20 protein-coding genes, 1 tRNA gene and 1 pseudogene are annotated in these 25039 nt (G+C 36.8%); 15 read left to right on the forward strand and 7 right to left on the reverse strand.

Going from position 1 to position 25039, the window contains the following annotated elements; translation table 11 throughout:
- Window positions 1-26: 26 nt before the first annotated feature.
- From C4H12_RS02750 to C4H12_RS02760, 3 genes are all read right to left on the reverse strand, one after another.
- Window positions 27-106 (reverse strand) — tRNA-Leu (locus C4H12_RS02750).
- Between the two features lie 89 nt (window positions 107-195).
- Window positions 196-1110 (reverse strand): bifunctional UDP-sugar hydrolase/5'-nucleotidase, encoded by a 915-nt coding sequence (locus tag C4H12_RS02755; RefSeq protein WP_106099405.1) that lies wholly within the window; start codon window positions 1108-1110, stop codon window positions 196-198.
- A 5-nt stretch (window positions 1111-1115) separates the two neighbouring features.
- Window positions 1116-1904 carry a 5'-nucleotidase C-terminal domain-containing protein gene (locus tag C4H12_RS02760; RefSeq protein WP_106099406.1) on the reverse strand — a complete coding sequence of 263 codons (789 nt, stop codon included), beginning with the start codon at window positions 1902-1904 and terminating at the stop codon, window positions 1116-1118.
- Window positions 1905-1969: 65 nt separating this feature from the next.
- Here C4H12_RS02760 and C4H12_RS02765 point away from each other — a divergent pair, with 65 nt between their 5' ends.
- Together C4H12_RS02765 and dapA are read left to right on the forward strand one after the other, a co-directional pair.
- On the forward strand, window positions 1970-2488 hold the full coding sequence (locus C4H12_RS02765; RefSeq protein ID WP_174688414.1) for a hypothetical protein: 519 nt from the start codon (window positions 1970-1972) through the stop codon (window positions 2486-2488).
- 11 nt (window positions 2489-2499) lie between these two features.
- Window positions 2500-3372, forward strand: a complete 873-nt coding sequence (dapA, locus tag C4H12_RS02770) for a 4-hydroxy-tetrahydrodipicolinate synthase (RefSeq protein WP_106099407.1) — start codon at window positions 2500-2502, stop codon at window positions 3370-3372.
- Here the strand turns inward: dapA and C4H12_RS02775 are convergent.
- From C4H12_RS02775 to nth, 3 genes are all read right to left on the reverse strand, one after another.
- A complete protein-coding gene (locus C4H12_RS02775) occupies window positions 3369-5060 on the reverse strand; it encodes a murein L,D-transpeptidase (protein WP_106097566.1) in 1692 nt (563 codons plus the stop codon). The genes dapA and C4H12_RS02775 overlap by 4 nt on opposite strands.
- Window positions 5061-5196: 136 nt before the next feature.
- Window positions 5197-6468: an adenosylmethionine--8-amino-7-oxononanoate transaminase gene (bioA, locus tag C4H12_RS02780; protein ID WP_106097567.1), complete on the reverse strand. Its 1272-nt coding sequence runs from the start codon at window positions 6466-6468 to the stop codon at window positions 5197-5199.
- On the reverse strand, window positions 6465-7094 hold the full coding sequence (gene nth / locus C4H12_RS02785) for an endonuclease III (protein ID WP_106097568.1): 630 nt from the start codon (window positions 7092-7094) through the stop codon (window positions 6465-6467). Before nth ends, bioA begins: the two co-directional genes overlap by 4 nt.
- 640 nt (window positions 7095-7734) lie before the next feature.
- Between nth and gyrA the strand changes: the two genes are divergently transcribed.
- The 3 genes from gyrA to C4H12_RS02800 all read left to right on the forward strand — a co-directional run bounded on the left by gyrA (window position 7735) and on the right by C4H12_RS02800 (window position 13933).
- Window positions 7735-10248, forward strand: coding sequence for a DNA gyrase subunit A (gyrA, locus tag C4H12_RS02790; RefSeq protein WP_106097569.1), 2514 nt, complete (start codon window positions 7735-7737; stop codon window positions 10246-10248).
- A gap of 105 nt (window positions 10249-10353) precedes the next feature.
- Window positions 10354-12702, forward strand: coding sequence for a hypothetical protein (locus C4H12_RS02795; protein ID WP_106097570.1), 2349 nt, complete (start codon window positions 10354-10356; stop codon window positions 12700-12702).
- Between the two features lie 22 nt (window positions 12703-12724).
- Window positions 12725-13933, forward strand: a complete 1209-nt coding sequence (locus C4H12_RS02800) for an alpha/beta hydrolase (protein ID WP_106097571.1) — start codon at window positions 12725-12727, stop codon at window positions 13931-13933.
- A gap of 30 nt (window positions 13934-13963) precedes the next feature.
- Here C4H12_RS02800 and C4H12_RS02805 read toward each other — a convergent pair whose 3' ends face one another.
- Window positions 13964-14560 (reverse strand): peroxiredoxin-like family protein, encoded by a 597-nt coding sequence (locus tag C4H12_RS02805; RefSeq protein ID WP_106097572.1) that lies wholly within the window; start codon window positions 14558-14560, stop codon window positions 13964-13966.
- Between the two features lie 500 nt (window positions 14561-15060).
- Between C4H12_RS02805 and C4H12_RS02815 the strand changes: the two genes are divergently transcribed.
- From C4H12_RS02815 to C4H12_RS02865, 10 genes and pseudogenes are all read left to right on the forward strand, one after another.
- On the forward strand, window positions 15061-16545 hold the full coding sequence (locus tag C4H12_RS02815; RefSeq protein WP_106097574.1) for a cellulose synthase family protein: 1485 nt from the start codon (window positions 15061-15063) through the stop codon (window positions 16543-16545).
- 88 nt (window positions 16546-16633) lie between these two features.
- Window positions 16634-17056, forward strand: coding sequence for a hypothetical protein (locus C4H12_RS02820; RefSeq protein WP_106097575.1), 423 nt, complete (start codon window positions 16634-16636; stop codon window positions 17054-17056).
- A gap of 12 nt (window positions 17057-17068) precedes the next feature.
- On the forward strand, window positions 17069-17533 hold the full coding sequence (locus C4H12_RS02825) for a hypothetical protein (RefSeq protein ID WP_106097576.1): 465 nt from the start codon (window positions 17069-17071) through the stop codon (window positions 17531-17533).
- A gap of 3 nt (window positions 17534-17536) precedes the next feature.
- Window positions 17537-18013: pseudogene (gene imm9, locus C4H12_RS13800) on the forward strand (Imm9 family immunity protein).
- A 5-nt stretch (window positions 18014-18018) separates the two neighbouring features.
- A complete protein-coding gene (locus C4H12_RS02840) occupies window positions 18019-18438 on the forward strand; it encodes a VOC family protein (protein WP_106097579.1) in 420 nt (139 codons plus the stop codon).
- Between the two features lie 3 nt (window positions 18439-18441).
- Window positions 18442-19398, forward strand: coding sequence for a nitronate monooxygenase family protein (locus C4H12_RS02845; RefSeq protein WP_106097580.1), 957 nt, complete (start codon window positions 18442-18444; stop codon window positions 19396-19398).
- A 60-nt stretch (window positions 19399-19458) separates the two neighbouring features.
- Entirely contained in the window at window positions 19459-22092 is a 2634-nt protein-coding gene (alaS, locus tag C4H12_RS02850) for an alanine--tRNA ligase (protein WP_106097581.1), read from the forward strand.
- A 375-nt stretch (window positions 22093-22467) separates the two neighbouring features.
- Window positions 22468-23526 (forward strand): NAD(P)/FAD-dependent oxidoreductase, encoded by a 1059-nt coding sequence (locus C4H12_RS02855; protein WP_106097582.1) that lies wholly within the window; start codon window positions 22468-22470, stop codon window positions 23524-23526.
- A 34-nt stretch (window positions 23527-23560) separates the two neighbouring features.
- Entirely contained in the window at window positions 23561-24661 is a 1101-nt protein-coding gene (locus C4H12_RS02860) for a sugar-binding protein (protein ID WP_106097583.1), read from the forward strand.
- Window positions 24662-24997 (forward strand): 2Fe-2S iron-sulfur cluster-binding protein, encoded by a 336-nt coding sequence (locus tag C4H12_RS02865; RefSeq protein ID WP_106097584.1) that lies wholly within the window; start codon window positions 24662-24664, stop codon window positions 24995-24997. It abuts the gene before it with no gap.
- Window positions 24998-25039 lie beyond the last annotated feature (42 nt).

Genomic DNA, 25039 nt, shown 5'->3' on the forward strand with positions numbered 1-25039 from the left:
ATCCTTTATTAGGATAGCTTTTGTTGTACCTGAGGAGGGAATCGAACCCTCACTCCGAAGAACACGAGTTTGAGTCGTGCGCGTCTACCAATTCCGCCACTCAGGCTTGCTCTTTTAATTCGGGTGCAAAGGTACATAAGTTTTTTGAAATTGCAAAAAAAAGAGCAACTTTTTTTGCAATTTTTTTATAACTACTTAAACCTCAATGCTTATTGCTTTGTTGTTTGTGACTTCTTTATTCTCAAAAAAGAAATCTATACGTCCCAAATTAATGCCATAACAGCCTACTTGGTTCACTAATGTAGTCTTACCACTCTTGTTAGTGACTAAATCAGGTTTAGGTAAGAAAGTATGGGTATGTCCTCCAATTATAAGGTCAATATGTGAGGTAGCAGCAGCCAACTGTAAGTCACATACCTTTTGCGGGTTATCAGGATATTTGTAGCCTATATGTGAGAGACAAAGGATAAGGTCACATTGCTCTTCATTATGTAACTTGCGTTCCATATCTTGAGCTATTTCAATAGGGTTTAGGTAAACTGTTTCTCCATACATTTTTTTATTTACCAATCCCTCTAACTCAACGCCTAAACCAAAAACACCTATCTTGATGCCATCTACATTGTATATTTTATAAGGTTTAGTATGTCCATTCATTATAGTATTGCTAAAGTCGTAGTTAGATATTATAAAATCAAACTTAGCATGTGGTAGTTGTGCATACAGTCCTTCTACACCATTATCAAAATCATGATTGCCAAGGGTAGCAGCATCATATTTTAGCATACTCATAGTTTTGAACTCTAGTTCCCCTCCATAGAAATTAAAATAAGGTGTCCCTTGAAAAATGTCTCCAGCATCAAACAGTAAGGTGTTAGGATTTTCTTTCCGAATTTTCTCAATAAGGTAAGCCCTGCGTGCAGCTCCTCCTTTGTTAGGGTTAAAAGGGTCATTAGCTGGCAGTGGGTCTATATGGCTATGAGTGTCATTAGTGTGTAGTATTGTAATTTGCTTGCTATTGGCAGCTTTCATTGATAAAGATGATAAGCCACCCATACCAAGTAAAAGTGATGAAGCAAAAGTGTTTTTAATAAATGTTCGTCGTTGCATAATCATTAAGGTTTATATTCAAATCGATGGTCTTCTTCCGCATTAAGTATGTCAATTTGTTTAAAGTAGTCTATAAGTACATTACGTAGTTTGTAGTTTAAAGTATCTACTTTTACAGCATCTTTAAAAAAGTACATTTCATCACCTCCATTCATTAGGTAATCAGATGTAACTACATTGTAACTAGCTTTAGGATCAAAAGGTTTTCCATTAATGGTAAATTTTGTTATTTTACCATCTTTAGTGATTTGTAAAGCTATCTGTTTAGATAATGGGTGAGGTTTGCGATGTTTAATAAGGTAATCAGCCATTTCTTGCACTTTTTCACCCGTCATAGTAATTACTACTGCCGAGTTTTCAAAAGGCATTAAGTTAAAAGCAGATCCCATTGTGATAGCCCCTTTTGGCAAGTCAGAACGGATGCCACCCCAGTTTAGTATTACAAAATCTACACCCTCCCCTGTACGTTTTTTATAGGCAGGAGTTATAATTTCGTAAGTAGCATCAGCCATAAAGTTGCCAATAGCTGTGTTTAATAGGGTTGTGTTGCGATCTTTTACTAAGTTGTTAGCATTTTGTGCCAACACTTTATTCATTTCAGCATCTACATGTTCCCTATACGGACGAATAAATTCATCAATAGCTGCTACTTGTGTAATAGTATCAGTAATAACAATATTTTTAGCTTTTACACTTGCTAATTGCTGTTTTTGTGAAGTAGAACAAGCTGTAAAAAATCCTATTGCTACAAGTGATACAAGAAAGATTTTTTTTAAATGTTGAAACTTTCTCATAAATAATTTTTTAAATTTAAAATTTATTGCTACCTTTGCAATCACACGCAAAAGTACAAATATTTATGGAAATAATAAAGAATTATTATATAAAAAATAAAATTCGCAAAAATTTCAAGGCTTTAGAAAATTATAATAAGTTGTTAAACAATGAGTTAACTAAAGTAGGTTGCATTGTAGATATGGACTTAGTGAAAGATGTTACTCCTCTATTAGGGCTTATTAAGCACTATGCCATACGCCCTGAAAACTATATAGTATTGGGGTACAAACGTACTTCTGAAGAAACCCATGCTAATGGCACTCCTTTTCTTATTGATAAAGAAATTAATTGGCAAGGAAAAATCAGAAACTATCATGCCGATCGTTTAGCCGAACAAGAGTACGATTTGCTTATTAACTATTTTAGTGAACCTAAACTTCCATTGTTATTGCTTTCCTCTTCTATTAAAGCAAAGCTCCGTATAGGCTTTGAGGGTATTGATCTCCAATATAATGATATTATCATTGGCTGTACTCTCAATCAGGAAGATATATTTGTAAATGAAGTCAAAAAAGTATTAAGTACAATTATTCATAAATAAGGAAAAATATGATTGCAAACCAACTAAAAGGAACAGGTGTAGCCCTCATAACACCTTTCACTGCTACGGGCGAGGTAGATACTGTAGCACTTACTAATATAGTAAATTACGTAATTGAAGGGGGAGTAGAATTTATTGTAGTCTTAGGTACTACTAGTGAGGCTCCTACCCTTACTAAAACTGAAAAACAAGTAGTACGTGAAACTATTATAGCTGCTAATAAAGGGCGCTTGCCTTTGGTATTAGGTATAGGAGGTAATAATACCCAGTCGGTAATTGATGAACTTCATAATACTGATTTGAGTGGTTTTGCAGCTATTTTATCAGTAACTCCTTACTATAATAAGCCTTCTCAAAATGGACTTTATGCACACTTTGCAGCTGTAGCTAAAGAAAGCTCACTGCCTATCATTCTTTACAATGTGCCTGGTCGTACAGGTGTATCACTTACTGCCGAAACTGTTGTGCGCTTGGCTAATGATTTTGAGAATATTGTAGCTATAAAAGAAGCTTCAGGTAATTTGCAGTTAGATATGTCTATCTTTAAAGATATGCCAGCTAACTTCACTTTCCTCTCTGGTGATGATGGTACTACTTTGCCTTCTGTATATATGGGGGGTAGTGGGGCTATTTCAGTAATAGGTATTGCCTATCCCAAAGAGTTTTCGGAAATGGTGCGCTTAGGATTGCAAGGAAAAACAACTGAAGCTAACCGTTTACATTATGCTTTAATGCCAAAAATGGCAGCTGCTTTTAAAGAAGGAAATCCTACAGGAATTAAAGCTATTTTGGCGGCTAAGGGCTTGTGTGATCCTTATGTACGTTTGCCCTTAGTTGAGGCTTCCGAGAGTTTAAAGCAAGAAATAAAGCGCTTTGAGAGTTAACTCTCAAAGCGCTTTATTTCTTGTAATTGTTCATCATCAAGTTTGTATATATCATTCTTGATGATGATTTTTTTTGCTTCATCTACCCAAGCTGTATAGTAGATAATATTTATTTTGAATTTTTTCTTTAAATTAATACGATTTTGGTGTCTACCACTATGCATCGCTTCATCTATTCGTTCTTGTGTCCAAGGATTCTTCTCATCTTCATTTTTAAGCAAATAATAAGCAAACTGATTAGGACTCTGTACCCTTACACACCCATGACTTAGGGCTCGTTCTTCTCGCTCAAAAAAGTGTTTAGAAGGGGTGTCGTGTAGGTAAATACTCATATCATTGGTAAGTATAAATTTAACTAACCCTAATGAGTTTTGTGCCGAAGGTGCTTCTACAAAGTGAAAACCACGTTTGTGTACAGAGGGGTCTCTCCAGTCTACTGTAGTTGGGTCTATCTTTTTGCCTTTTTCATACATCGTATAACCACGTCTTAGGTACTTTTCAGGGTCTGCTTGGGCTACTATTTGTGGTATCATTTCTTTCTTGATAATACTTTGTGGTACCGACCATGTAGGGCGAAACTCTACATATTTAATTGTATCAGTAAAAATAGGGGTAGAGGTAGCTTCTTTTCCTACTACTACTCGTGTTTCAAATAGTAAAGAGTCTTTATCATATAGCCTTAATTTGTATTCTGGCACATTCACAACAGCATAGTTATCTCCCAAATAGTTGTTGAAAATTCGCATACGCTCCATATTCAGTTGCAAAAGGTCTCGCTCACGTCCTTCATTCATATTAAGATAGTAAAGGGTTTGTTTACCAAATATACCATCAGGAGTAAGACCATTACTTTGCTGAAACTTCTGTATAGTTTTAATAAGGGTACTATCTACTGTAGTAGCATTTCCTTCAGCTACAGCTTCAAAACCTTTAGCTTTTAGGCTCTTGCGTATCTTTTCAATCACAGGATCTGAATAGCCATACACAAAATCTTTAACATTAGGAAACTCTATTATTGTTGCTGTATCAAGCTCTTGTTTTTTTAGTTCTACATATTTCTCCTTCATTCGCAGATATAGCTCACTTTTAGGTAGGAGTGTAGCCACTACACTTGCCAGTGGTTTATCATCTGGTAGTTGCAGTAGTAGGTCTGTATTTTTACTAGCGTATTTAGGCTTAATCCATGAATGGGTACCATATACTTTTTTGCTGAATCTCCCACTAGTAAGATGTTTAGTAAGCAAAAGGAATGAAGCTGTTATTTCTTTATCCAGCTGTACTTTGTATTCTTCCGAAAGCTGGTTTGCGTAAGCACTATCTACTGCTTTTTTTAGAGCGCTACGTCTGTAGGTTTCAGGGTTTAGGCCGTCATTAGCTACACTATCCAATACAGCTAAGTACTCACCAAAAAGGCGTGAAGGCATATCAGTGTATAGCCAACGTGTTTTGTTGCCATTCTCTGTATAATAGCTATGTGTTTCTGATGCAATACTCTTCTTATAAGTAGCATCATTTATAGGTAGTGCTGAAAACAAAACAGATGAGGTGTCTACTGCCATTGTCAAGGCTTCAGTATATATCTCTTCTCCTGTTTCTCTAAGTGATGATTCTGGGTGGTCAGAAGGCTCTCGCTTACATGATTGCAGCGTTATAAGGGCTATTAATAAGGCAATAAAAGTCTTATTCATTTTCTTTAATGTATAATTAAGGGCACAAAAGTATGATATTTTCCTGATACCACAAAATTAGTGCCAAAATTAGTACAATAAAAAACTTTGCCAAAACCTTAAGCTTTGGCAAAGTTTAAGACCTGAAATTAGTCTGTTATTTGAATAATAATATAGCTTCTTCTAGTACATCATATACTTTATTTAGCTGTTCATCAGTAATGATATATGGTGGTAAAATATAGATAATATTCCCCACAGGTCGTAATATAACTCCTTTTGATATGAAGAAATTATAAAGTTTATCTCTAAAAGCTCCGTAGTAATCTGTATTCTGGTTCGTTTTCAAATCAAAAGCCAAAATAACACCTAATGTACGCGGATTTTCTACCTCTGGGTATTTAGCAATACGCTCCAAAAACTGCTGATGTCTCTGTGCTATTCGTTTTAGGTTAGCCTGCATCTCATCGCTTTCCAAAATACTGATAGCTTCCAATGCTATTGCACAACCCGTAGGGTTAGCAGTAAAGGTATGTCCGTGAAAAAGAGCTTTATTTACATCTTTGCTATAAAAACCATCAAATATCTCTTGGGTAGCTGTTGTTATTGCGAGCGGAATGGTACCTCCAGTAAGCGCTTTTGATAAGCACATTATATCGGGTTTGTGCTTCAAATAGTCCGATGCAAAAGTACGTCCTGTACGCCCAAATCCAGTCATTACCTCATCGGCTATGGTAATTACATTGTGTGATTTAGCTATATCTATCAACTCATCCAAAGCTTCTGGCTCGTATATCTGCATTCCCGATGCTCCCTGAACCAAAGCCTCAAATATAAAAGCAGCGGGCTGATGCTCCGCAATTACAGCTTTCATTGCCTCAGCTGCTGCTTTACTGCCTTTTTTAGGTAGGGGGATGCGCACTACTTTCAGCAAATGCTCTTTAAAGGCTTCAGTAAAAAAAGAAATCCCCGATGCTGCCATAGCACCAAAAGTATCTCCGTGAAAAGCCCCCTCAAAAGCTATTACCGTGAAGCGTTTTTCTCCTTTGTTGTAAAAGTACTGTAACGCCATCTTAATGCCTATCTCTACAGCTGTCGAACCATTATCCGAAAAGAATACTTTCTGCTGGTTTTTAGGTAGTATGCTTATAAGTTTCTCCCCCAATTCTACTGCTGGTTTGTGTGTAAAACCTCCAAAAAGTACGTGTTCTAGCTGCGTAAGTTGCTTATAAGCTGCTTGCGCCAGCCGTTCATTACTATGCCCATAAGGATTCACCCACCAGCTTGCAATAGCGTCAATATACTCATTGCCTTCCTCATCCCACAAGAGGGCTCCTTTTCCCTTTACAATACCTATCGGTTTGGCAGCTGTTTGGTGCTGCGTATAAGGGTGCCATAAATGCTGTTCGTCTCGTTCTTGTAAATTCATTTTTTTGATTGTATAATGCTTTTTGTAATAATATCTTTATCAAGGTTCCAACCTCTCGCGGGGCTGTATTCTCGTCCGTATAGTATAATTTGTATGTGTAGTTTATTCCACTTTTCCTTTGGGAACAATCGTTTTGCATCTTTCTCAGTTTGTGTTACCGAACTCCCGTCCGATAATCCCCACCTATACATCAGCCTGTGAATATGGGTGTCTACCGGAAATGTCGGAATGCCAAAAGCCTGTGAAAGTACCACACTTGCCGTTTTATGTCCTACCGATGGCAATGCCTCCAAGGCTTCAAAGGTCTGCGGCACCTCTCCCTCGTATTTGTCTATTAGTATTTGCGACAAACCGTGTATTCCTTTTGATTTTTGCGGCGATAATCCTAGTGGTTTGATAATCTCCTTAATCTCATCTACCGTTAGTAGTACCATATCATAAGGATTGTCAGCCTTAGCAAATAGGGTAGGGGTAATCTGGTTCACCCGCGCATCAGTTGTCTGTGCCGATAGCAATACCGCAATAAGCAGTGTGTACGGACTTGTATGCGCCAGCGGAATGCTTATCTCCGGATATATCTCTTCTAAGGTATCAATAATAAATTTTACTTTTTCAGCTTTTCTCATCACAAAGTTTTAATCACGCTGCAAAAGTACAAAACTATTATGAATTAACAATTAAAAAACAGCAATTCTCTACTATCTCACTCGCTTACTTCTCAATTTTGTATTATTTGTTAAAACTTCCCTTTTTAATACCAATTCTTCAATAATTTCCTTTCTTCTATGTCCGAAATATAAATCATTGATAATCAATTAATATTACTAAAATGATACCCTAATTTTAACCAGAGGAAGCATATAGGATGAACGAAGGATAAACGAACTATAAACGAAGGATAAACGAACTGTAAAAGTACTTTACTGAATATCAGCCACTTCTGTTCCTCCCTTTACTTTTGAATAATTTGCAACAAATCTCCCAAAATATTGCATTTTTCTCACTCCCTTTCTGCCTCTTTTATCCTTCTCCCCAAATTGCAGTTCTTATGCTTCTTCCAAGATAAAAAAACCACTCCTTGCCATCTTTTCCTTCTCAATACTGCCAATAGGATATATAACAAATAGAAATCAATAGTTCTTGATTAACAGCGTGTTATATCCCTATCGTTAAAAAAACTTCACTTTTTTCATTGCCATTCCAAAAAAACGCCGTAACTTAGCCCGCTAATTAGAATGAACCTTATTCATTAAGTAAAACAATATTATGACAGAAGGAGAAAAACTGATTCCTGTTGATATCAGCGAAGAGATGAAATCCGCTTACATCGATTATTCGATGTCGGTAATCGTTTCCCGTGCACTACCCGATGTGCGTGATGGTCTCAAACCTGTGCACCGCCGCGTACTCTACGGTATGTTCGATATGGGGGTGCTCAGCAATCGCCCTTATAAAAAGTCCGCAGCCGTAGTGGGTGAAGTACTCGGTAAATACCACCCCCACGGCGATACCGCAGTTTATGACACTATGGTGCGTATGGCTCAGTATTGGAGCCTCCGCTATATGCTCGTCGATGGGCAAGGTAACTTCGGTTCTATGGGCGGCGACTCACCAGCGGCTATGCGTTATACAGAAGCTCGTATGCGCAAATTCGCCGAAGATATGCTGATAGATATCGATAAGGAAACGGTAGACCACCAACTCACGTACGACGACTCTCGCGAAGAGCCTACCGTACTCCCCACTCGTATTCCCAACCTGCTCGTGAACGGCTCCGCAGGTATCGCCGTAGGTATGGCTACCAATATGGCTCCCCACAACCTTAGTGAAGTCATTGATGGTACTATTGCCTATATCGATAACAACGATATTGAAATCGATGAACTTATCAAATACATCAAAGCCCCCGACTTCCCTACCGGAGGTATTATCTATGGCTACGAAGGCGTAAAAGATGCTTTTCATACAGGGCGTGGCCGCGTAATCGTACGTGCCAAAGCCGAGTTCCAAGAAGTACGCGGCAAAGAGTGTATCGTAGTTACCGAAGTACCTTACCAAGTAAATACAGCCGAACTTATCAAAAAAACAGCCGACCTTATAAAGGACGGTAAGTTAGAAGGCATCACCGATGTACGTGATGAGTCCGCTCGTGGCAAAATACGCATAGTATATATCCTAAAACGCGATGCTGTACCTAATGTGGTACTAAACAATTTATTTAAACATACTGAATTACAAACTTCTTTCAGTGTGAATAACATCGCTTTGGTTAATGGTCGCCCACAGCTGCTTAACCTCAAAGAACTTATATATCACTTTGTCGAGCATCGCCACGATGTGGTATACCGCCGCACCGATTTTGAATTGCGCCGTGCCAAAGAACGTATCCACATCTTGGAAGGCTTTATGAAAGTAATGGCTACCGAAGATACTATGGGTAAAGCCATCGAAATTATACGTTTCCACGACAAACCTAAAGAAGATTTAATTGCCGAGTTCGATCTTACCGATGTACAAGCCGAAGCTATCTTAGCCTTAGCCCTACGTCGTATCAACAAAGCATTGATTCTACAAACCAAAGAAGAATACGAAGAAAAATTAGCCGAAATACGCAATTTAGAAGATATTTTAGCACGCAAAGAACGCCGTGTCGAAATCATCAAAGAAGAACTTTTAGAGATAAAAGAAAAATACGGTGATGAGCGCAAATCAGTAATTGAATACGCAGGCGGCGAGTTCAGTGTAGAGGATATGATCCCCGATGATAAAATGGTAATAACCATTTCACACGCAGGCTACATCAAGCGTACTCCTCTTACCGAGTACAAAACTCAAAGCCGCGGTGGGGTAGGGCAAAAAGCCTCTACCACCCGTGATCAAGACTTCTTAGAGCACCTATTCGTAAGCTCTAATCACCAATACCTCTTGTTCTTTACCCAAAAAGGTAAATGCTTCTGGATGCGAGTGTACGAAATACCCGAAGGTAGCAAAACAGCCAAAGGGCGTGCCGTACAAAACCTTATCAATATTGAACAAGATGATAAGATTAAGGCTTTCGTAAGCGTACAAAACCTCAAAGATGAGGAGTATATCAATAATAACTACCTCGTAATGGCTACCAAGCAAGGTGTCGTGAAGAAAACTTTATTAAAAGAATACTCACGTCCTCGCCAAAATGGTATCAACGCTATTACAATCAAAGAAGGTGACGAACTTATCGAAGCCAAACTTACTTCAGGTAACAGCCAGCTGATGTTGGCAGTGAAATCAGGACGTGCAATACGTTTTGAAGAAGATAAAGTACGTTCCGTAGGCCGTAACTCTCAAGGGGTACGCGGTATTGATCTCGATACCGAAACCGATGAAGTAGTAGGTATGATTGCTATTGAGAACCCTCGTGAGGAAACAGTCTTAGTAGTGTCAGAAAATGGTTACGGTAAGCGTTCATATATCGATGATCCCGAAACTCACGAAGCAGTATACCGTATGACCAATCGTGGCGGTAAAGGAGTGAAAACCATCTCTATTACCGAGAAAACAGGTCAGTTAGTAGCTATCAAGAGCGTATTAGAAGGCGAAGACCTGATGATTATCAACAAATCAGGTATAGCTATACGTCTCTCTATTGATACCCTACGTATTTCAGGACGTGCTACCCAAGGTGTAAAACTCATTAACATCAAAGGTAAAGACTCTATCGCAGCTGTTACTAAAGTAATGAAAGAAGATGATGAAGAAGGCGACCCTACCGAAGAAGTAGCACTGCCTACTGAAGAATAAAAATTCTATTCATAATTAATAAAGAAAGGTCAAACGGAAGTTACTTCATTTCTCTTTAGGTAAGAACTTACTTCCGTGATTACCTTTCTTTTTTTATTTTATACTATGGAAAAAACAACCGCTTTACTAAAAGTTGCCCTTAGGCAAAATGCCCTTTATATCCCTGATAGTATGGCCTCACAAAGGGCTATACAACCAGGCACTTTGGAACTGGTAGCTGCCCTGCGCAAGCACGGCTTTGGTGTTACCGAATCCCTCTTGCATGCTATCAATGGTACTAATAGTGAGCATCGCCAACTCATAGTGCGCACTATTAATGAGATACTCAATGTCAAGCTTAATTGGGCTCCTCTTATTAAGAATTGGGAAGTACCTACCGGCGAGAGTGCTATCGATCATATTATCACGGCTTTCTACAACCAATACCCTGATTTGATAAAGTATGATGATTATATTTGTTATTGGTATGATTATGATGATTACTATGAGGCAATGGGTATTGAAAACTATAACAGAGAATATTTCACTCATAAGCACGAGCGCTTTTTAGCTTGTGGGCACTATATTCCTTATGGTACTTTCCCTCTGTGGCGTTATAATGGCTGTCCTTTCTGTGGTACACCTTTTGAGTCAGGTAAGATAGAACACACCGAGCAAGGTAGCAAGCTCAAAATTCTCGACCTTTGGCGTGAGGCAGAAGCTAATACTTATTACCAAAATCTGTTAGCTTCCAAAACAGCTTTAGATGCTACTCAATCCAATTCTCTTAAGCTCTTGTTGCCTTACTTCTCAGTAGCCAAAGAAACAACTATCCAGATGAAAGAAACACTCATCTTAGTAGTCAATAGCTACCTTTCTCAAGGAAAAGAAACCGAAGCAAGTGCTTGTTTCCATACTCCTACCGATATTTTACGCTATTTGTGGTATAAAAAGACAGGCTTCTTACAGATAGTTCCGCCTAAAACAATTGTCGCTAAAAATATGAAAAATCATCAACATATAATGCGTCAATTAGATAAGAGTGAGCAAGCTAAAACCGAAGCACAACAAGCTCTTAAACTTAAATACTCTCGCAGCGAATGTGCTACAGTAGCACGCTGGTTAAATAACCTACCTCTTTCAGCTGAAAAATCTTGTGAGTTAATGCACCCCAAGCGTGAGATGTGGGTGCGCTTTATTCGTGCCTTGCGTTTAGCCGAATATAGCAAGAAAAAAGGCTTTGAAAACTTAGCTACGCTGTTAGATACCTTCTATCATCAGAAATATGAAGTGTGGCAAGGTAAACTACAACAGGCTTATCTAAATGTAGATACCGATGCTGTTTTAGTCCATCTAAAAGAACGTCCTTCTCAGTTTGCACGTTCGCTATTTGCTACAATGCTATGGGTAGGAGCTGATGATACGATTGCAGCCTTCAAAGAAGTGATAGACCAAGTGCCTATGCGCTTGCTTTTTACCCTTAACAGCTACGCTGACCTTTACTTTACACCGCAGGGTACACGCCCTATAAAAATCATAACAGGCGATTATGTAGATGCTCCTAAAAACCAATGGGTGATAGGCTATAATGAAGAGCAATTAGCCCAAATGAAAACAGCTGTAGAAGACCTTTGCTTGTGGACAATACGCCGAAAGTTTGCTGCACAACCCAATTCTCATAAAACGATATTTATAGATGAACAACTATACAATATCCCCTTACCAATAGGTGATAGAAGCACTACCATACACGATTTCAATGCTACGTTAATGGGTACCCGTTTTCCTTTAGAAGGTAATGAAATACGCCTCTTTATGCAATGGGGTAAAGACCTTCCTGCCCAGCACTTGGATATGGACTTGTCTTGCCATATTATCTTTGAAGAAGAATGTAGAATGGAAAATGAGATGTGCTTTTTTGGTAGGCTTACAGCTACCGGCTGCCAACATAGTGGAGATATTCGCAGTATTCCTAACAAAGTAGGTACAGCCGAGTATATCAATATCGATGTGAATGCCTTACGCCAAAAGAAAGCTAAATATGCAGCTTTTATCTGTAATGCCTATTCCAATGGGGCTCTGTCGCCTAATTTAGTAGTAGGTTGGATGGATAGTAAGCACAAAATGAAAGTATCCGAACGCACTGGGGTAGCTTATGACCCTTCTGCCGTTATACATCAGGTGCGTATCACTCAATCTCTGCAAAAAGGATTGCTCTTTGGTATCTTAGATGTAGAAAATAAGGAAATAATATGGTTAGAAGTACCTTTTCAAGGACAAGTAGCCAATGACTTATCGTTAGAAACTGTAAAAGCCCTACTAAGCAAATTGCAGTCTAAAACTACTATTGGTAACCTCCTTGCTCTAAAAGCTGAAGTACAAAACCTTGAACTTGTTACTAATAAGTCTCTTGCCGATGAAGTATATGACCTGCAGTGGGCATCACAAGGAAAGGTGAATGAACTGTTTTTGTAGCAAAACTTAATAAATAAAAGATATGAAAAAATATTTACTATTCAGTGTTATTGTGTTCTTATCAGTAGGAACTTTAGCACAAAATAAGTTTAAAGTAACCCTTGATGAGGCTCGTAATGGCTCTTACACTATTACCCCTCAGCTTCCTAAAGATGGAATGGTAAAGGAAGGTACAGTACTCACCATTAAAGCAACTCCTGCCAAGGGCTATATTTTTGATAGTGGTTACTATTCATTGGTGGGACAATGGGGGATGATGTACTATGAAGAAGTTACCCCTGAGTTCAAGGTGAAAGTGGATAAAAATATGAATGTAGGGGCGTGTTTTGTGCCTGAAGCTACCGAATCTAATTTGAACGTAGTGCAGGATGTAGTATATGCGCAGCCTGGTGTGAAACCTCTTAAATATGATGTATATAGTCCTAAAGGAAAACAGAAGTTACCTTGTATTGTGATTATTCACGGAGGAGGGTGGAGTTCCAATACTGAATCGGTGATGAGAGGGTTGGCACGTGAGTTGGCTAATAGTGGTAAATATGTAGTTTTCAATATAGATTACCGCTGGATTGATAAATTAGATGGGGATAAAACACCTACACAATTACACCAACTAGTAGAAGATGTATATGGGGCTTTGCTTCATATTATGGAGAATGCTGTTAAGTATGGGGGTGATAACACCAAACTGTTTCTGACTGGTGACAGTGCAGGAGGACACTTATCGGCTTCGGCTGCTAATTTTATAGAGCGAGTAGGGGATAGAGGCTTTGGAAAAACACAAGGTGTTTATGAGTTTCTGCCTACTTATATGCCTAAAGGAAAAACTCTTGCTGAGGTGCGTAATGAATTGGCTAAAGCTATTAAAGCAGCAGCACCAAGCTATGGAGTTTTTAGACCTGAAACGTTTACTTTTATGTTTAAAAGTTATCCTTATTTAAATGAAATAGCTCCTATTAATGATATTCCCGAAGTTAGCCAAAGGGCAGTGCCTCAATTATTATTGCGAGGTTCGGAAGATGGACTTATTAAAGATGAGGAGGTAAAGACGTATGAGCGAGCACTATCTAAAGCAGGTCAGAGGGTGGAATATCTGCAAATAGGAGGTGCTAATCATGCTTTTTTTGATTGGAAACCAGATATTCGTACTCAAGATACTTTTAATAAGTACGGCAAATATCACGCCCTCCAAATGTTACTCTTCTTTGATTCGGTATTAGAAGGGTTAAAATAAAAAAGCCGCTCTGTACAGAGCGGCTTTTTTTTACTTTATCTCTTTTAATTTTTTAATGACTTCTTCAGTATTAGCCCGTTGGGTATAATCGGGATTGACGAAAGCATATTGTATTATTCCTTTTTGATCGATAATGTAAGTGGCTGGCATAGGTAATTGGTTTGAATTATTGCCATTATAAGCAGATAGACCAAAACCTTGTTCATACCGAGAGGCTGTAGCTTCGTCTAATGTAAAAACCAAACCATAAGAACTAGCTACTTGATTATTTAAGTCTGTTAGAACTTCAAATTGTAAATGATGTTTTTCTTTGGTTGATAAGCTACGATCGGGGAGTTCGGGGGTTAAAGCTATAAAAGTAGCACCTTGACTTTTGACTTCGGGTAGGGCTTCTTGCCAGCTTTGTAATGCACGATTACAGTACGGGCACCAACCACCGCGATACCAAGTGAGTACTACATTTCCTTTTTTCAGCAAAGTAGAGAGTTTTACTTTTTTACCTAAAGCATTTTTAAGTGTAAAATTAGGTGCTTTATCGCCCACTTTTAGTGCTTTGGATGCATCTTGCCCATAAATAGGCACTACTGCCAACAAGATAGCAAATAATAGTGTTTTGAGTATTTTCATTAGTTAAATAAAATTAAAAATTTGTAAAATACTATCAAAAAGTATGCCGTTGCATTAGGTTGCAGATCATTTTTTTAGCTTATTTTGCATTACATACTCGGCTGTGATAGAAGAGCAACTATCCTTCGCCACATACTCAGCTGCCCAGCTTGCTAACTATCCTTCGTTTATACTTCGTTTATCCTTCGTTATTCGTTCGTTCAGTCTTTATTTATCTTGGACTGATTTTGTACTGATCTTTAGCTGTGACTATTTATTGATTGTTATTTTCGTTTGTTTATTTTTTATCAATTGTATAGGTGTGTTGTAGGATGAAGGGTAGGTAATGGGAAAAATTATTGGATTAATGGGGTCTTTTAATTTTTGGTTTGATAATCAATGGTTTATAATTGTAATAGAAAATATTTATCAAAAAAAGATATTGACTTGCTTGCAATATCCAAAAAAACGCGTACTTTTGCAAAGTCAAATTGTAATGAAAGAACATAAAACGATAATTTATGGCAACAATTATTAATTACACTATCATCGTAATTTATTGTATGGCACTGTTAGGAATTTTTCTTTACAGTCTCTCGATGTTAAGTTTATTATTAAATTATTTAAAACACCGTAAGCAAAATGATGAGGCGCCTAAATTTAACCTGCTTGACCCTCGTGAAATTCCTTACGTGACCATTCAACTACCACTCTACAACGAAAAATATGTAGTACCACGTTTGCTAGAAAACATTGCTAAGTTAGAGTATCCGCGTAACAAGCTTGAGATACAAGTGTTGGATGACTCGACTGATGAATCGGTAGCAGAGACAGCTGCTCTTGTAAAGGAGTTGCAAGCTACAGGGTTAGACATTCAGCACATACGACGTGCTAACCGTGAGGGTTTTAAAGCAGGAGCCCTAAAAGAAGGTTTGGCAGTAGCTAAGGGAGAATTTGTAGCTATTTTTGATGCGGACTTTATGCCTCAGCCAGATTGGTTAAAACGTACAGTTATTTACTTTAAAGATCCAGAAATAGGGGTAGTACAGACGCGTTGGGGTCATATCAATAGAAATTACTCTATCCTTACTAAAATACAAGCCCTTGCTTTGGATGTGCACTTTACTTTGGAGCAGGTGGGACGTAACTCTAAGGGTTATTTTATTAACTTTAATGGTACTGCGGGTATTTGGCGTAAAGCTTGTATTTACGATGCAGGAAACTGGGAGGGAGATACACTAACAGAAGACCTTGACCTTAGTTATCGTGCACAGCTTAAGAATTGGAAGTTTAAGTATTTGGAAGATGTGGAAACTCCTGCTGAGTTACCAGTAGTAATTTCGGCAGCACGCTCTCAGCAGTTTCGTTGGAATAAGGGAGGGGCTGAGAACTTCCGCAAGAGCGTAGGTAGAGTACTTGCTGCTAAAAATATAGGTTGGAAGACTAAGTTTCACGGAGTGATGCACCTTTTAAACAGCTCGATGTTTTTATGGGTATTTATTACTGCTATATTTAGTGTTCCGATGTTATATCTTAAGAATATGTATGGACACTTGGGATGGATATTCCATTTTACTAGTTTCTTTATTACAAGTACCATTATTCTTTTTATTTGTTATTGGTTTACTTATAAGAACTTACAAGGGAAGACTTTTGATGACTTTTTGAATTATATAAAGTTATTCTTTACATTCTTCTCAGTAGCTTTAGGGTTTTCTTTCCATAATACTATTGCAGTACTTGAAGGGCATAGTGGAAAACGCAGTGAGTTTGTACGTACACCTAAGTTTAACATTAGTTCACTTACCGATACGTGGAAAAATAATAAATATATCAATACGAAACTATCGCCTAATATGATAGTAGAGTTTTTCTTGATGTTGTATTTTATTTTTGGATTGTACAGTGCTATTCGACTTAATGACTTTGGTATGTTTCCATTCCACTGTATGCTTACCTTAGGTTTTGGTTTTGTATTTTTCAAATCACTTACCTCAAAAGCATAGTTAAAAATTAGTAAGTTATAATAATAAATAAAGGGTTGTCTTTATATAAAAGGGCAACCCTTTTTTCTAATAATAGGGGTGTTAAACTATGAAAAGATTAGGATTGATATTAATAGCTTTATTCTTGGGATGTAAATCGACTCAAAGAGAAGAAGTTTATATACAAAGTAGGGTAGAGATACAGAATAATCCTAATTTTGTTGAAGCTTATATGTACTGTTTTCAGCATAAAGAATATGCTATCAGGGAACAGTTATGGTTTTCTCCGTTAGGGAAAGTAGATTCGCTACTAACAGGTACGGGGATATTCTATTACCGAGCTCCAAAAGAGAAACAGTTACCTTTATATGAAGATAAATACTTAAACTATCATATACTCTTAGACATTGTTAGTCATCGGATTATAGATGGTAAGGATACCATCACAGATTTCAAACAAAAAGAGGGAAAGTTGTATTATGAAGACAAGAAGAAAGGATCTTTTTTTATTTATGAATTGGCAATAAAATGAGCATATTATTAAATGAGTTATAAATTTGAAAGTTATATTGATAAAATAGATGATTACTATTACGAAAATATATATGGTGATTTTTTATTTCTGAAGAAAGGTGCGCTTTTTATAGCAGAGTTGCTCCCAATGGTTGATTTAAGCAAGTATCCGTTTGATAAAGAGGCTATTGAAGCTCAAATAAAGAATGTTAAGACAAATAATGATGCTGTAAGTTATGAGCAAAGGACAAAGGAACTTAAAAAGAAAGCTATAGCTAATGTTACTGATTTTTATAAAGAAGGCTACTTTAGAATAAAAGAAGAAATTTTTGATCTTATACTTTGTTTATTTGTTGTTAATACTGACCCTCATGATGAATCGGCAGTATATTATGCTGCTTATCATTTTCGATATTTAGGAGTTCCAGAAAAACTACTTATTGAAAAGCTGGAGTATTATTTTGGTGATATAGTACATATAGAAGATAAGGAATAAAAAATGGATAGAGATATAAAAGTATATATAACAAATGAAATTCCACAGCTGGATAAGAAGTTATCTATAAATGCAATTACTGCAAGTTTCAATAGTTATATAGATACACTTGGTGAAAAAATAAACCTCACTGTTTTGGATGGATGGAAATTGACCTTCAATGTGCTTTTGCAAAGAACAGATACTATAAGCTTAGCTAAGCAGTTGGGTAAATACCCGTCAGAAAAGTAGTGTGCTATTTATATGTCGGTTCCAATTCCTGATGATAGTGAAGCACTTTATGGAATAAGGGAGGTGCAACAGGCTTTTTTTAAGGCAGCTAATGAAAAGTACTCTTATATTTTATCTACAGATTTTAATGACTATCATAACTTAGAAGAGTATGTGTTGGAAAGTTTTAAACAATTAATAGATACAGCTCTTGCAAAGCCATTTACCTTTTATGGAAAGGCAATAATATTAGGAAACAAAACAACATAAATAGTATGAGACAGAAATTAACATTAATTACTTTGGGAGTTCGTAACTTTCAGAAATCTCTTAGATTTTATGAGGGTTTAGGTTGGCAAAAGTCTGATAAAAGTATGGAAGACTACGCTCTATTTCCTTTAGGGGGTATTGCGCTGGGATTGTACCCTTTAGAAGAACTTTCGGCAGACAGTACTTTGCCTTATGAGCCAAGTACATTTGCAGGGATTACTATCAGTTATAATACTACATCAGAAGGTGAAGTAGATGCGGTATTGGCTAAGGTTCAAGAACTAGGGGCAACAATAGTAAAACCAGCTCAGAAAGTATTTTGGGGAGGGTATAGTGGTTACTTTAAGGATTTGGACGGCTATGTATTTGAAGTTGCTTATAATCCTTTTTTGGAACTTGAAGAAAATGGTAATCTTAAAATTTAGACAATGAAAACAAGAATAACAGAACTTTTTAATATTCAATACCCTATAATTCAGGGAGGAATGATATGGGCAAGTGGCTGGCGATTGGCTTCGGCAGTAAGTAATGCAGGAGGTTTGGGTCTGTTAGGAGCAGGCTCTATGCATCCTGAAACCCTTGCAGAACACATACGCAAATGTAAAGCGGCTACAGATAGACCTTTTGGAGTGAATATTCCTATTATGTATCCTGAAATGGATAAGGCTATTGAAGTGATTTTGAGAGAAGGAGTAAAGATAGTTTTTACTTCGGCAGGTAATCCAGCAACCTATACATCTCTACTACAAAAAGAAGGCATAAAAGTAGTACACGTGGTGAGCAGTAGTAAATTTGCACAAAAAGCACAAGCCGCTGGAGTTGATGCTGTAGTGGCAGAAGGATTCGAAGCGGGTGGTCATAATGGGCGAGAGGAAACTAGTACTATGGTACTTATTCCTTCAGTACGTAAAGTATTAGATATTCCACTTATTGCTGCAGGAGGAATTGCGACTGGTAATGGGATGCTTGCTGCTCTTGCATTGGGTGCGGAAGGAGTACAGATAGGGAGTAGATTTGTCGCTACTACAGAGGCTTCTGTACATTCTAATTTTAAAGAAAAAGTAGTAGCAGCAGGTGAAGGAGATACTGAGCTTACATTGAAAGAATTAGCTCCAGTAAGGTTGCTTAAAAATGGGTTTTATGAGCAAGTAAAAGAACTATATAATACCCAACAAGCTACTATTGAGAACCTAAAAGCCTTAGTGGGTAATCGCCGTACTAAACAAGGAATGTTTGAAGGAGATATGGAACAAGGGGAATTAGAAATAGGACAAGTAGCCTCACTTATAACAAAAGTGCAAAGTGTACAAGAGGTTATTTGTGAGCTTGTGACAGACTGCGAAACTGAGATGCAACGGTTAAAAAGTTTGCTCATATCGCATTAATTTTGTAGTTTTGCACCCTCAAAAAAGACAACAGTTTATTTTAATTATTAATAGAAAAAGATGACTTCACAAGAAATAAGAAAGCAATTCCTAAAGTTTTTTGAAAGCAAAGGGCATATTATAGTACCCTCTGCTCCTACTGTTCTGAAAAATGACCCAACACTAATGTTTACCAATGCTGGTATGAACCAGTTTAAAGAGTTTTTTTTAGGACATGCTAAACCTAAACACAAACGAGTAGCTGATACTCAAAAGTGTTTACGTGTATCGGGTAAGCATAATGATTTGGAAGAAGTAGGTATAGATACTTACCACCATACTATGTTTGAGATGCTTGGTAACTGGTCATTTGGTGATTACTTTAAAAAAGAAGCTATTAGCTGGGCATGGGAGCTGCTTACTGAAATATATAAAATACCTAAAGAAAATCTTTATGTAACTGTTTTTGAAGGAAGTGAAGAAGATGGAGTTCCTTTTGACCAAGAAGCTTTTGATATTTGGAAAGAACGTATAGCAGAAGATCATATTCTACTTGGTAATAAAAAGGATAACTTCTGGGAAATGGGTGATCAAGGTCCTTGTGGTCCTTGTACTGAAATACATGTAGATATACGATCAGAAGAAGAGAAAGCTAAAATAGCAGGGCGTGATCTTATAAATAATGATCACCCTCAAGTAATTGAGATTTGGAATAATGTATTTATGGAGTTTAACCGTAAGGCTGATGGTAGTCTTGAAAAACTCCCTTCAAAGAACGTAGATACAGGTATGGGCTTTGAACGCCTTTGTATGGTATTGCAGAAAAAGCAATCAAACTACGATACGGATGTATTTACACCTCTTATTCATAAAATAGAGGAAATAACTAAGGCACAATATACTTCTGGAACTCATGTAACTGCTGAACAAGAGCAAGTGAATATAGCTATTCGTGTTATTTCAGACCATATAAGAGCAGTAGCTTTTGCTATTGCTGATGGACAGCTACCTTCTAACAATGAAGCAGGTTATGTGATACGACGTATATTGCGCCGAGCAATTCGTTATGGGTTTACCTTCTTGAATCAAAAAGAACCATTTATCTATAAATTAGTTGAAACGCTTGCAAACCAAATGGGTGATACCTTTAGTGAGCTAAAACAACAGCAGTTTCTTGTTATTAATGTGATTAAGGAAGAGGAAGCCTCTTTCTTGCGTACGCTTGAACAAGGATTGTTGATGTTGGAAGTCATGATACAAAATACTTCAGGTAAGCAACTATCAGGAGGCAAAGCTTTTGAATTGTATGATACATACGGTTTTCCTAAAGATTTGACAGCTCTTATCCTTTCTGAAAAAGGGTTCACTATGGATGAGGAAGGATTTAAAGAACAATTACAAAAGCAAAAAGAACGTTCACGTGCAGCAGCTCAAGTAAAAACAGATGATTGGGTAGTGCTTCGTGATGATGAAGAGGAAGAATTTATAGGTTATGATACTTTAGAAGCAGTAGTGCGCTTGGTAAAATACCGTAAAGTAGAGAGTCAGAAAGATGGTACATACTTCCAGCTGGTATTTAATACTACACCTTTCTATCCTGAAGGAGGTGGACAAGTAGGTGATAAAGGTATACTTCAAGCAGCTAATGGTGAACTTATTTATATTTTAGATACTAAGAAAGAAAATAATCTTATTATTCATATAGCTGAACACTTACCCACTAATTTGAATGATCCATTTAAGGCAGAAGTGAATGAGATAGGCAGAAATATGACAGAAGCTAATCACAGCGCTACTCACCTGCTACATCAAGCCTTACGTGAGGTATTGGGTAAACACGTAGAACAGAAAGGTTCACGAGTAGCTCCTGAAGCTTTGCGTTTTGACTTTTCACATTTTTCTAAACTTACAGATGAAGAACTTAAAGAGGTAGAACGCCTAGTGAACAAACGTATTTTTGAAAAAATACCTTTGCAAGAACATCGTAATATTCCTATTAATCAGGCTACTGAAGCAGGGGCCATGGCGCTATTTGGTGAGAAATATGGAGATTATGTGCGTATGATTCAGTTTGGCGAAAGTAGAGAACTTTGTGGAGGTACTCACGTGAATAATACAGCTGATATATGGTTCTTTAAAATTATATCGGAAGGAGCAGTAGCTGCAGGTATACGCCGTATAGAAGCTATTACAAAAGGAGGAGCTATGAAGTATTTTGCTGAACAAGAAGCTCTAGTGAATCAAATTAAGGATGTTCTTAAGAATGTACAAGACCCTGTGAAAGCAATCACTCACCTACAAGAGGAAAATGCAGCTTTACATAAAGAATTAGAACAACTGAAAAAGGAACAAGCTAAACAGCTTAAAACAAACTTAAAAGCAGAGTTTACAGAGATTAAAGGAATACGGGCATTAATAAAACAACTGAATTTGGATGCCGCTACTCTTAAAGATCTTGCTTTTCAGTTGGGTAATGAAGTAGATAATGCATTTATCTTATTTGCTTCGGCACAAGAAGATGGTAAAGTACTCTTATTATGCTATATTAATAAAGAATTGGCAGCTGCTAAAGGATTAGATGCAGGAAAAATAGTAAGAGAATTAGGTAAATATGTACATGGAGGTGGTGGTGGACAACCATTCTTTGCTACCGCAGGGGGTAAAAAACCTGAAGGTATTGCTGAAGCATTGAGCAAAGTAACAGAATATTTGTAATATATTAGTAATATAATTTTGGATAAAAGTTCCAAAAAACATATAGACATATATGTGTTAAGAATCTTTTTTTGAGTAATATAGAGAAACTGTTTTTGAAGCATTATTTAGATGCAGAGAAAACAGTTTTTTATTAGATAATGAACAGTTTTTACTTCTGTTATCAATAGAATAGATGAATAAAATAGGAGGGAAGTACAGTGAGCAGCATTACTATTTCAACGGTGTTAGTTAGCTTACTTTCTCTGAGATATCTTTAATAGAAAAAACTGTTTCGGTATTAATGGAAAATTTGATGTATTTGACTTGCTTTATATAATAAATAATTTGGTATTTGATAAAATATTCGTACTTTTGCCCCAAAAATAATAATAGATGAAAGAAACAGATATCATCATTATAGGAGCAGGACCTACGGGGCTATTTGCTGTTTTTGAAGCGGGATTGTTACGCCTTAAGTGTCACTTAATTGATACACTACCCCAAATAGGAGGTCAGCTTACAGAGTTATATCCTAAAAAACCTATTTTTGATATTCCGGGATTTCCCAGTGTTGGAGCATCGGAATTGGTAGACAACTTAAAGGAACAAATTAAACAGTTTCAGCCTGAGTTTACTTTGGGTGAGACTGCAATTACTCTTACTAAAAATGATGATGGTACTTTTGTAGTTACCACGGACAAAGGTACACAAGTGAAAGGTAAAGCAGTAGCAATTGCAGGTGGTTTGGGTACTTTTGAACCTAGAAAGCCAGAATTGGCTAATATAGAGCAATATGAAGATAAGGGAGTAGCTTATTTTGTGAAAAACCCTGAAAGTTATGCAGGCAAACATGTCATAATAGCAGGAGGCGGCGATTCTGCCCTTGATTGGAGTATTTATTTAGCTGAAAAAGTGCCTACAGCTTCAGTTACTTTGGTACATAGAAGAAATGAATTTAGAGGGGCTTTAGATTCGGTAGAAAAAGTAAAAATACTTAAAGAGGCAGGTAAAATAAATCTTAAAACACCTTATGAGGTGGTTGGACTAGAAGGAGAAGCTGTACTAGAACGAGTAGTACTAGAACAAGAAGGAAGTGAAAAGGAAACTCTTATAGCAGATGCTTTTATTCCTCTTTTTGGTCTTACTCCAAAATTAGGTCCGATAGCTACTTGGGGAGTTGAAATAGAAAGAAATGCTGTGAAAGTGAATAATGCTTTGGATTATCAAACTTGTATTGATGGAGTGTATGCTATAGGAGATGTGAATACTTACCCTGGTAAACTGAAACTGATACTTTGTGGATTTCATGAAGCAACTCTAATGTGCCAAAGTGTTTATAATCGTATTTACCCAAACAAAAAATATATATTGAAATACACTACTGTGGTAGGGATTGATGGTTTTGATGGTAGCCGTAAAGAGGCTGAAAAAGCAGTAGTAAAAGCTATTTAATAAAAAAGATAATAATACTAATAACTAAATAAAAATGAGGAGTATAAATATTCTATTAGCGAGCATTTTTGTGGTAATCTCTACTTCATTACAGGCCCAAATAGATACTATTAGCAGCAAAACACTTCTGATGAAGGGGAAAATTAAAAAGGTAGAGGATTATTCTTTTCTGTTAGAACCCAATGCTAAAGGAGCTAAAACTTTTGATGGTAAGAAATACAATGTATTTCCTTATGCAGAAGAGTGGGGCTTAGAAAAAGATCCTATTAAAAGTTCTAAAACCAATATTACTTATATTTTTGATAATAGTGGTAAAAATCAAGAGGTGATTACTTATAATGCTGAAAATCAACCTTTTGGAGGAATGAGGTTTTTTTATGATAAAAACGGACGAGTAAATAAAAGTCAGTCGGTATTTATGGTAGGAGATGGTGAATTTACAGTAGACCGTCAGTATTTCTACAATGAGAAAAGCCAACTGGTGAAGATTGATGAGTACGATGGACCTACTTGGCTTATTACAATTACTTTTAAGTATGATGATTTTGGTAATTGTATTGAGAAAAATAAAGTAGCAAGTGTATCAGCTTTGGAGAAGGATATTCAGCGTTATGAACAAAAAAATCTCATATTAGAGCAGAAGATACGACCTGAATACACTCGTGAAAAATCGTACAAATATAATAATCAAAATAAGGTAGCTGAGACTGAGGATAAATTACTTAACAAAAATGTTTTTCTAAAAACAGAAAATGAATACGATAAAGAAGGTCGCCTTTCAAAGGCTACATTTTTAAATGAATCGAACCAAGAGACAATTTGTAACTATAAATACAATAAGGGAGGTAAGCTAATCCAGAGTATCTGTACAGCTAACGATGATCCTAATTTTTATGTTGAAACTAATTATATGTTCAACAAATCGGGAGAGACACAAGTAGTGAAGACTCGTAAGGAAGTAGCTTCAACTAAAGTGTTTGATGAACATAATCTTCTTACATCATACACTACACCTGAATTTAAATATCAGTACCGTTATACTTTTGATAAAGCAGGAAACTGGATACAAGTACTAATGTATGAAGATGGTAGGCCTATTTGTGCTCGTATCCGTAAAATAGAATATTTTAAATAAATGAATAATATACATTTAGAAATAACGGACCGTGAGGGGCTTCTATATGAGATAGAAGCCCCTACTGATATGAATATGAACCTAATGGAGGTAATGCGTGCGTACGAAATAGCTCAAGATGGTGAGATAGGTATTTGCGGAGGTATGGCAATGTGTGCTTCTTGCCAATGTTATGTTCAAAATGAAGAAGAGGTAGTTTTGCCCAAAATGGGAGATGAAGAACAAGCCATGCTTTCTGAAGCTTTTTATGTAAAACCTAATAGTAGATTAGGTTGCCAAATACCTGTTACTTCACAAATAGATGGACTTAAGGTAGTGTTAGCTCCACTTTCATAATCTATGTCAAAAATATTTTCTATTTTACTTGTGAATTAGAAA

The sequence above is a fragment of the Capnocytophaga sp. oral taxon 878 genome (assembly GCF_002999135.1).
In the GTDB taxonomy this organism is placed as follows: domain Bacteria; phylum Bacteroidota; class Bacteroidia; order Flavobacteriales; family Flavobacteriaceae; genus Capnocytophaga.

Coding starts and splice junctions, on each gene's coding strand:
- C4H12_RS02760 (WP_106099406.1), bottom strand. CDS start 1,904: ATGAGAAAGTTTCAACATTTAAAAAAAATCTTTCTTGTATCACTTGTA.
- C4H12_RS02825 (WP_106097576.1), top strand. CDS start 17,069: ATGAGTTATAAATTTGAAAGTTATATTGATAAAATAGATGATTACTAT.
- gyrA (WP_106097569.1), top strand. CDS start 7,735: ATGACAGAAGGAGAAAAACTGATTCCTGTTGATATCAGCGAAGAGATG.
- C4H12_RS02815 (WP_106097574.1), top strand. CDS start 15,061: ATGGCAACAATTATTAATTACACTATCATCGTAATTTATTGTATGGCA.
- C4H12_RS02805 (WP_106097572.1), bottom strand. CDS start 14,560: ATGAAAATACTCAAAACACTATTATTTGCTATCTTGTTGGCAGTAGTG.
- bioA (WP_106097567.1), bottom strand. CDS start 6,468: ATGAATTTACAAGAACGAGACGAACAGCATTTATGGCACCCTTATACG.
- C4H12_RS02865 (WP_106097584.1), top strand. CDS start 24,662: ATGAATAATATACATTTAGAAATAACGGACCGTGAGGGGCTTCTATAT.
- C4H12_RS02800 (WP_106097571.1), top strand. CDS start 12,725: ATGAAAAAATATTTACTATTCAGTGTTATTGTGTTCTTATCAGTAGGA.
- C4H12_RS02795 (WP_106097570.1), top strand. CDS start 10,354: ATGGAAAAAACAACCGCTTTACTAAAAGTTGCCCTTAGGCAAAATGCC.
- C4H12_RS02765 (WP_174688414.1), top strand. CDS start 1,970: ATGGAAATAATAAAGAATTATTATATAAAAAATAAAATTCGCAAAAAT.
- C4H12_RS02855 (WP_106097582.1), top strand. CDS start 22,468: ATGAAAGAAACAGATATCATCATTATAGGAGCAGGACCTACGGGGCTA.
- C4H12_RS02860 (WP_106097583.1), top strand. CDS start 23,561: ATGAGGAGTATAAATATTCTATTAGCGAGCATTTTTGTGGTAATCTCT.
- C4H12_RS02845 (WP_106097580.1), top strand. CDS start 18,442: ATGAAAACAAGAATAACAGAACTTTTTAATATTCAATACCCTATAATT.
- C4H12_RS02755 (WP_106099405.1), bottom strand. CDS start 1,110: ATGCAACGACGAACATTTATTAAAAACACTTTTGCTTCATCACTTTTA.
- nth (WP_106097568.1), bottom strand. CDS start 7,094: ATGAGAAAAGCTGAAAAAGTAAAATTTATTATTGATACCTTAGAAGAG.
- C4H12_RS02840 (WP_106097579.1), top strand. CDS start 18,019: ATGAGACAGAAATTAACATTAATTACTTTGGGAGTTCGTAACTTTCAG.
- C4H12_RS02775 (WP_106097566.1), bottom strand. CDS start 5,060: ATGAATAAGACTTTTATTGCCTTATTAATAGCCCTTATAACGCTGCAA.
- C4H12_RS02820 (WP_106097575.1), top strand. CDS start 16,634: ATGAAAAGATTAGGATTGATATTAATAGCTTTATTCTTGGGATGTAAA.
- alaS (WP_106097581.1), top strand. CDS start 19,459: ATGACTTCACAAGAAATAAGAAAGCAATTCCTAAAGTTTTTTGAAAGC.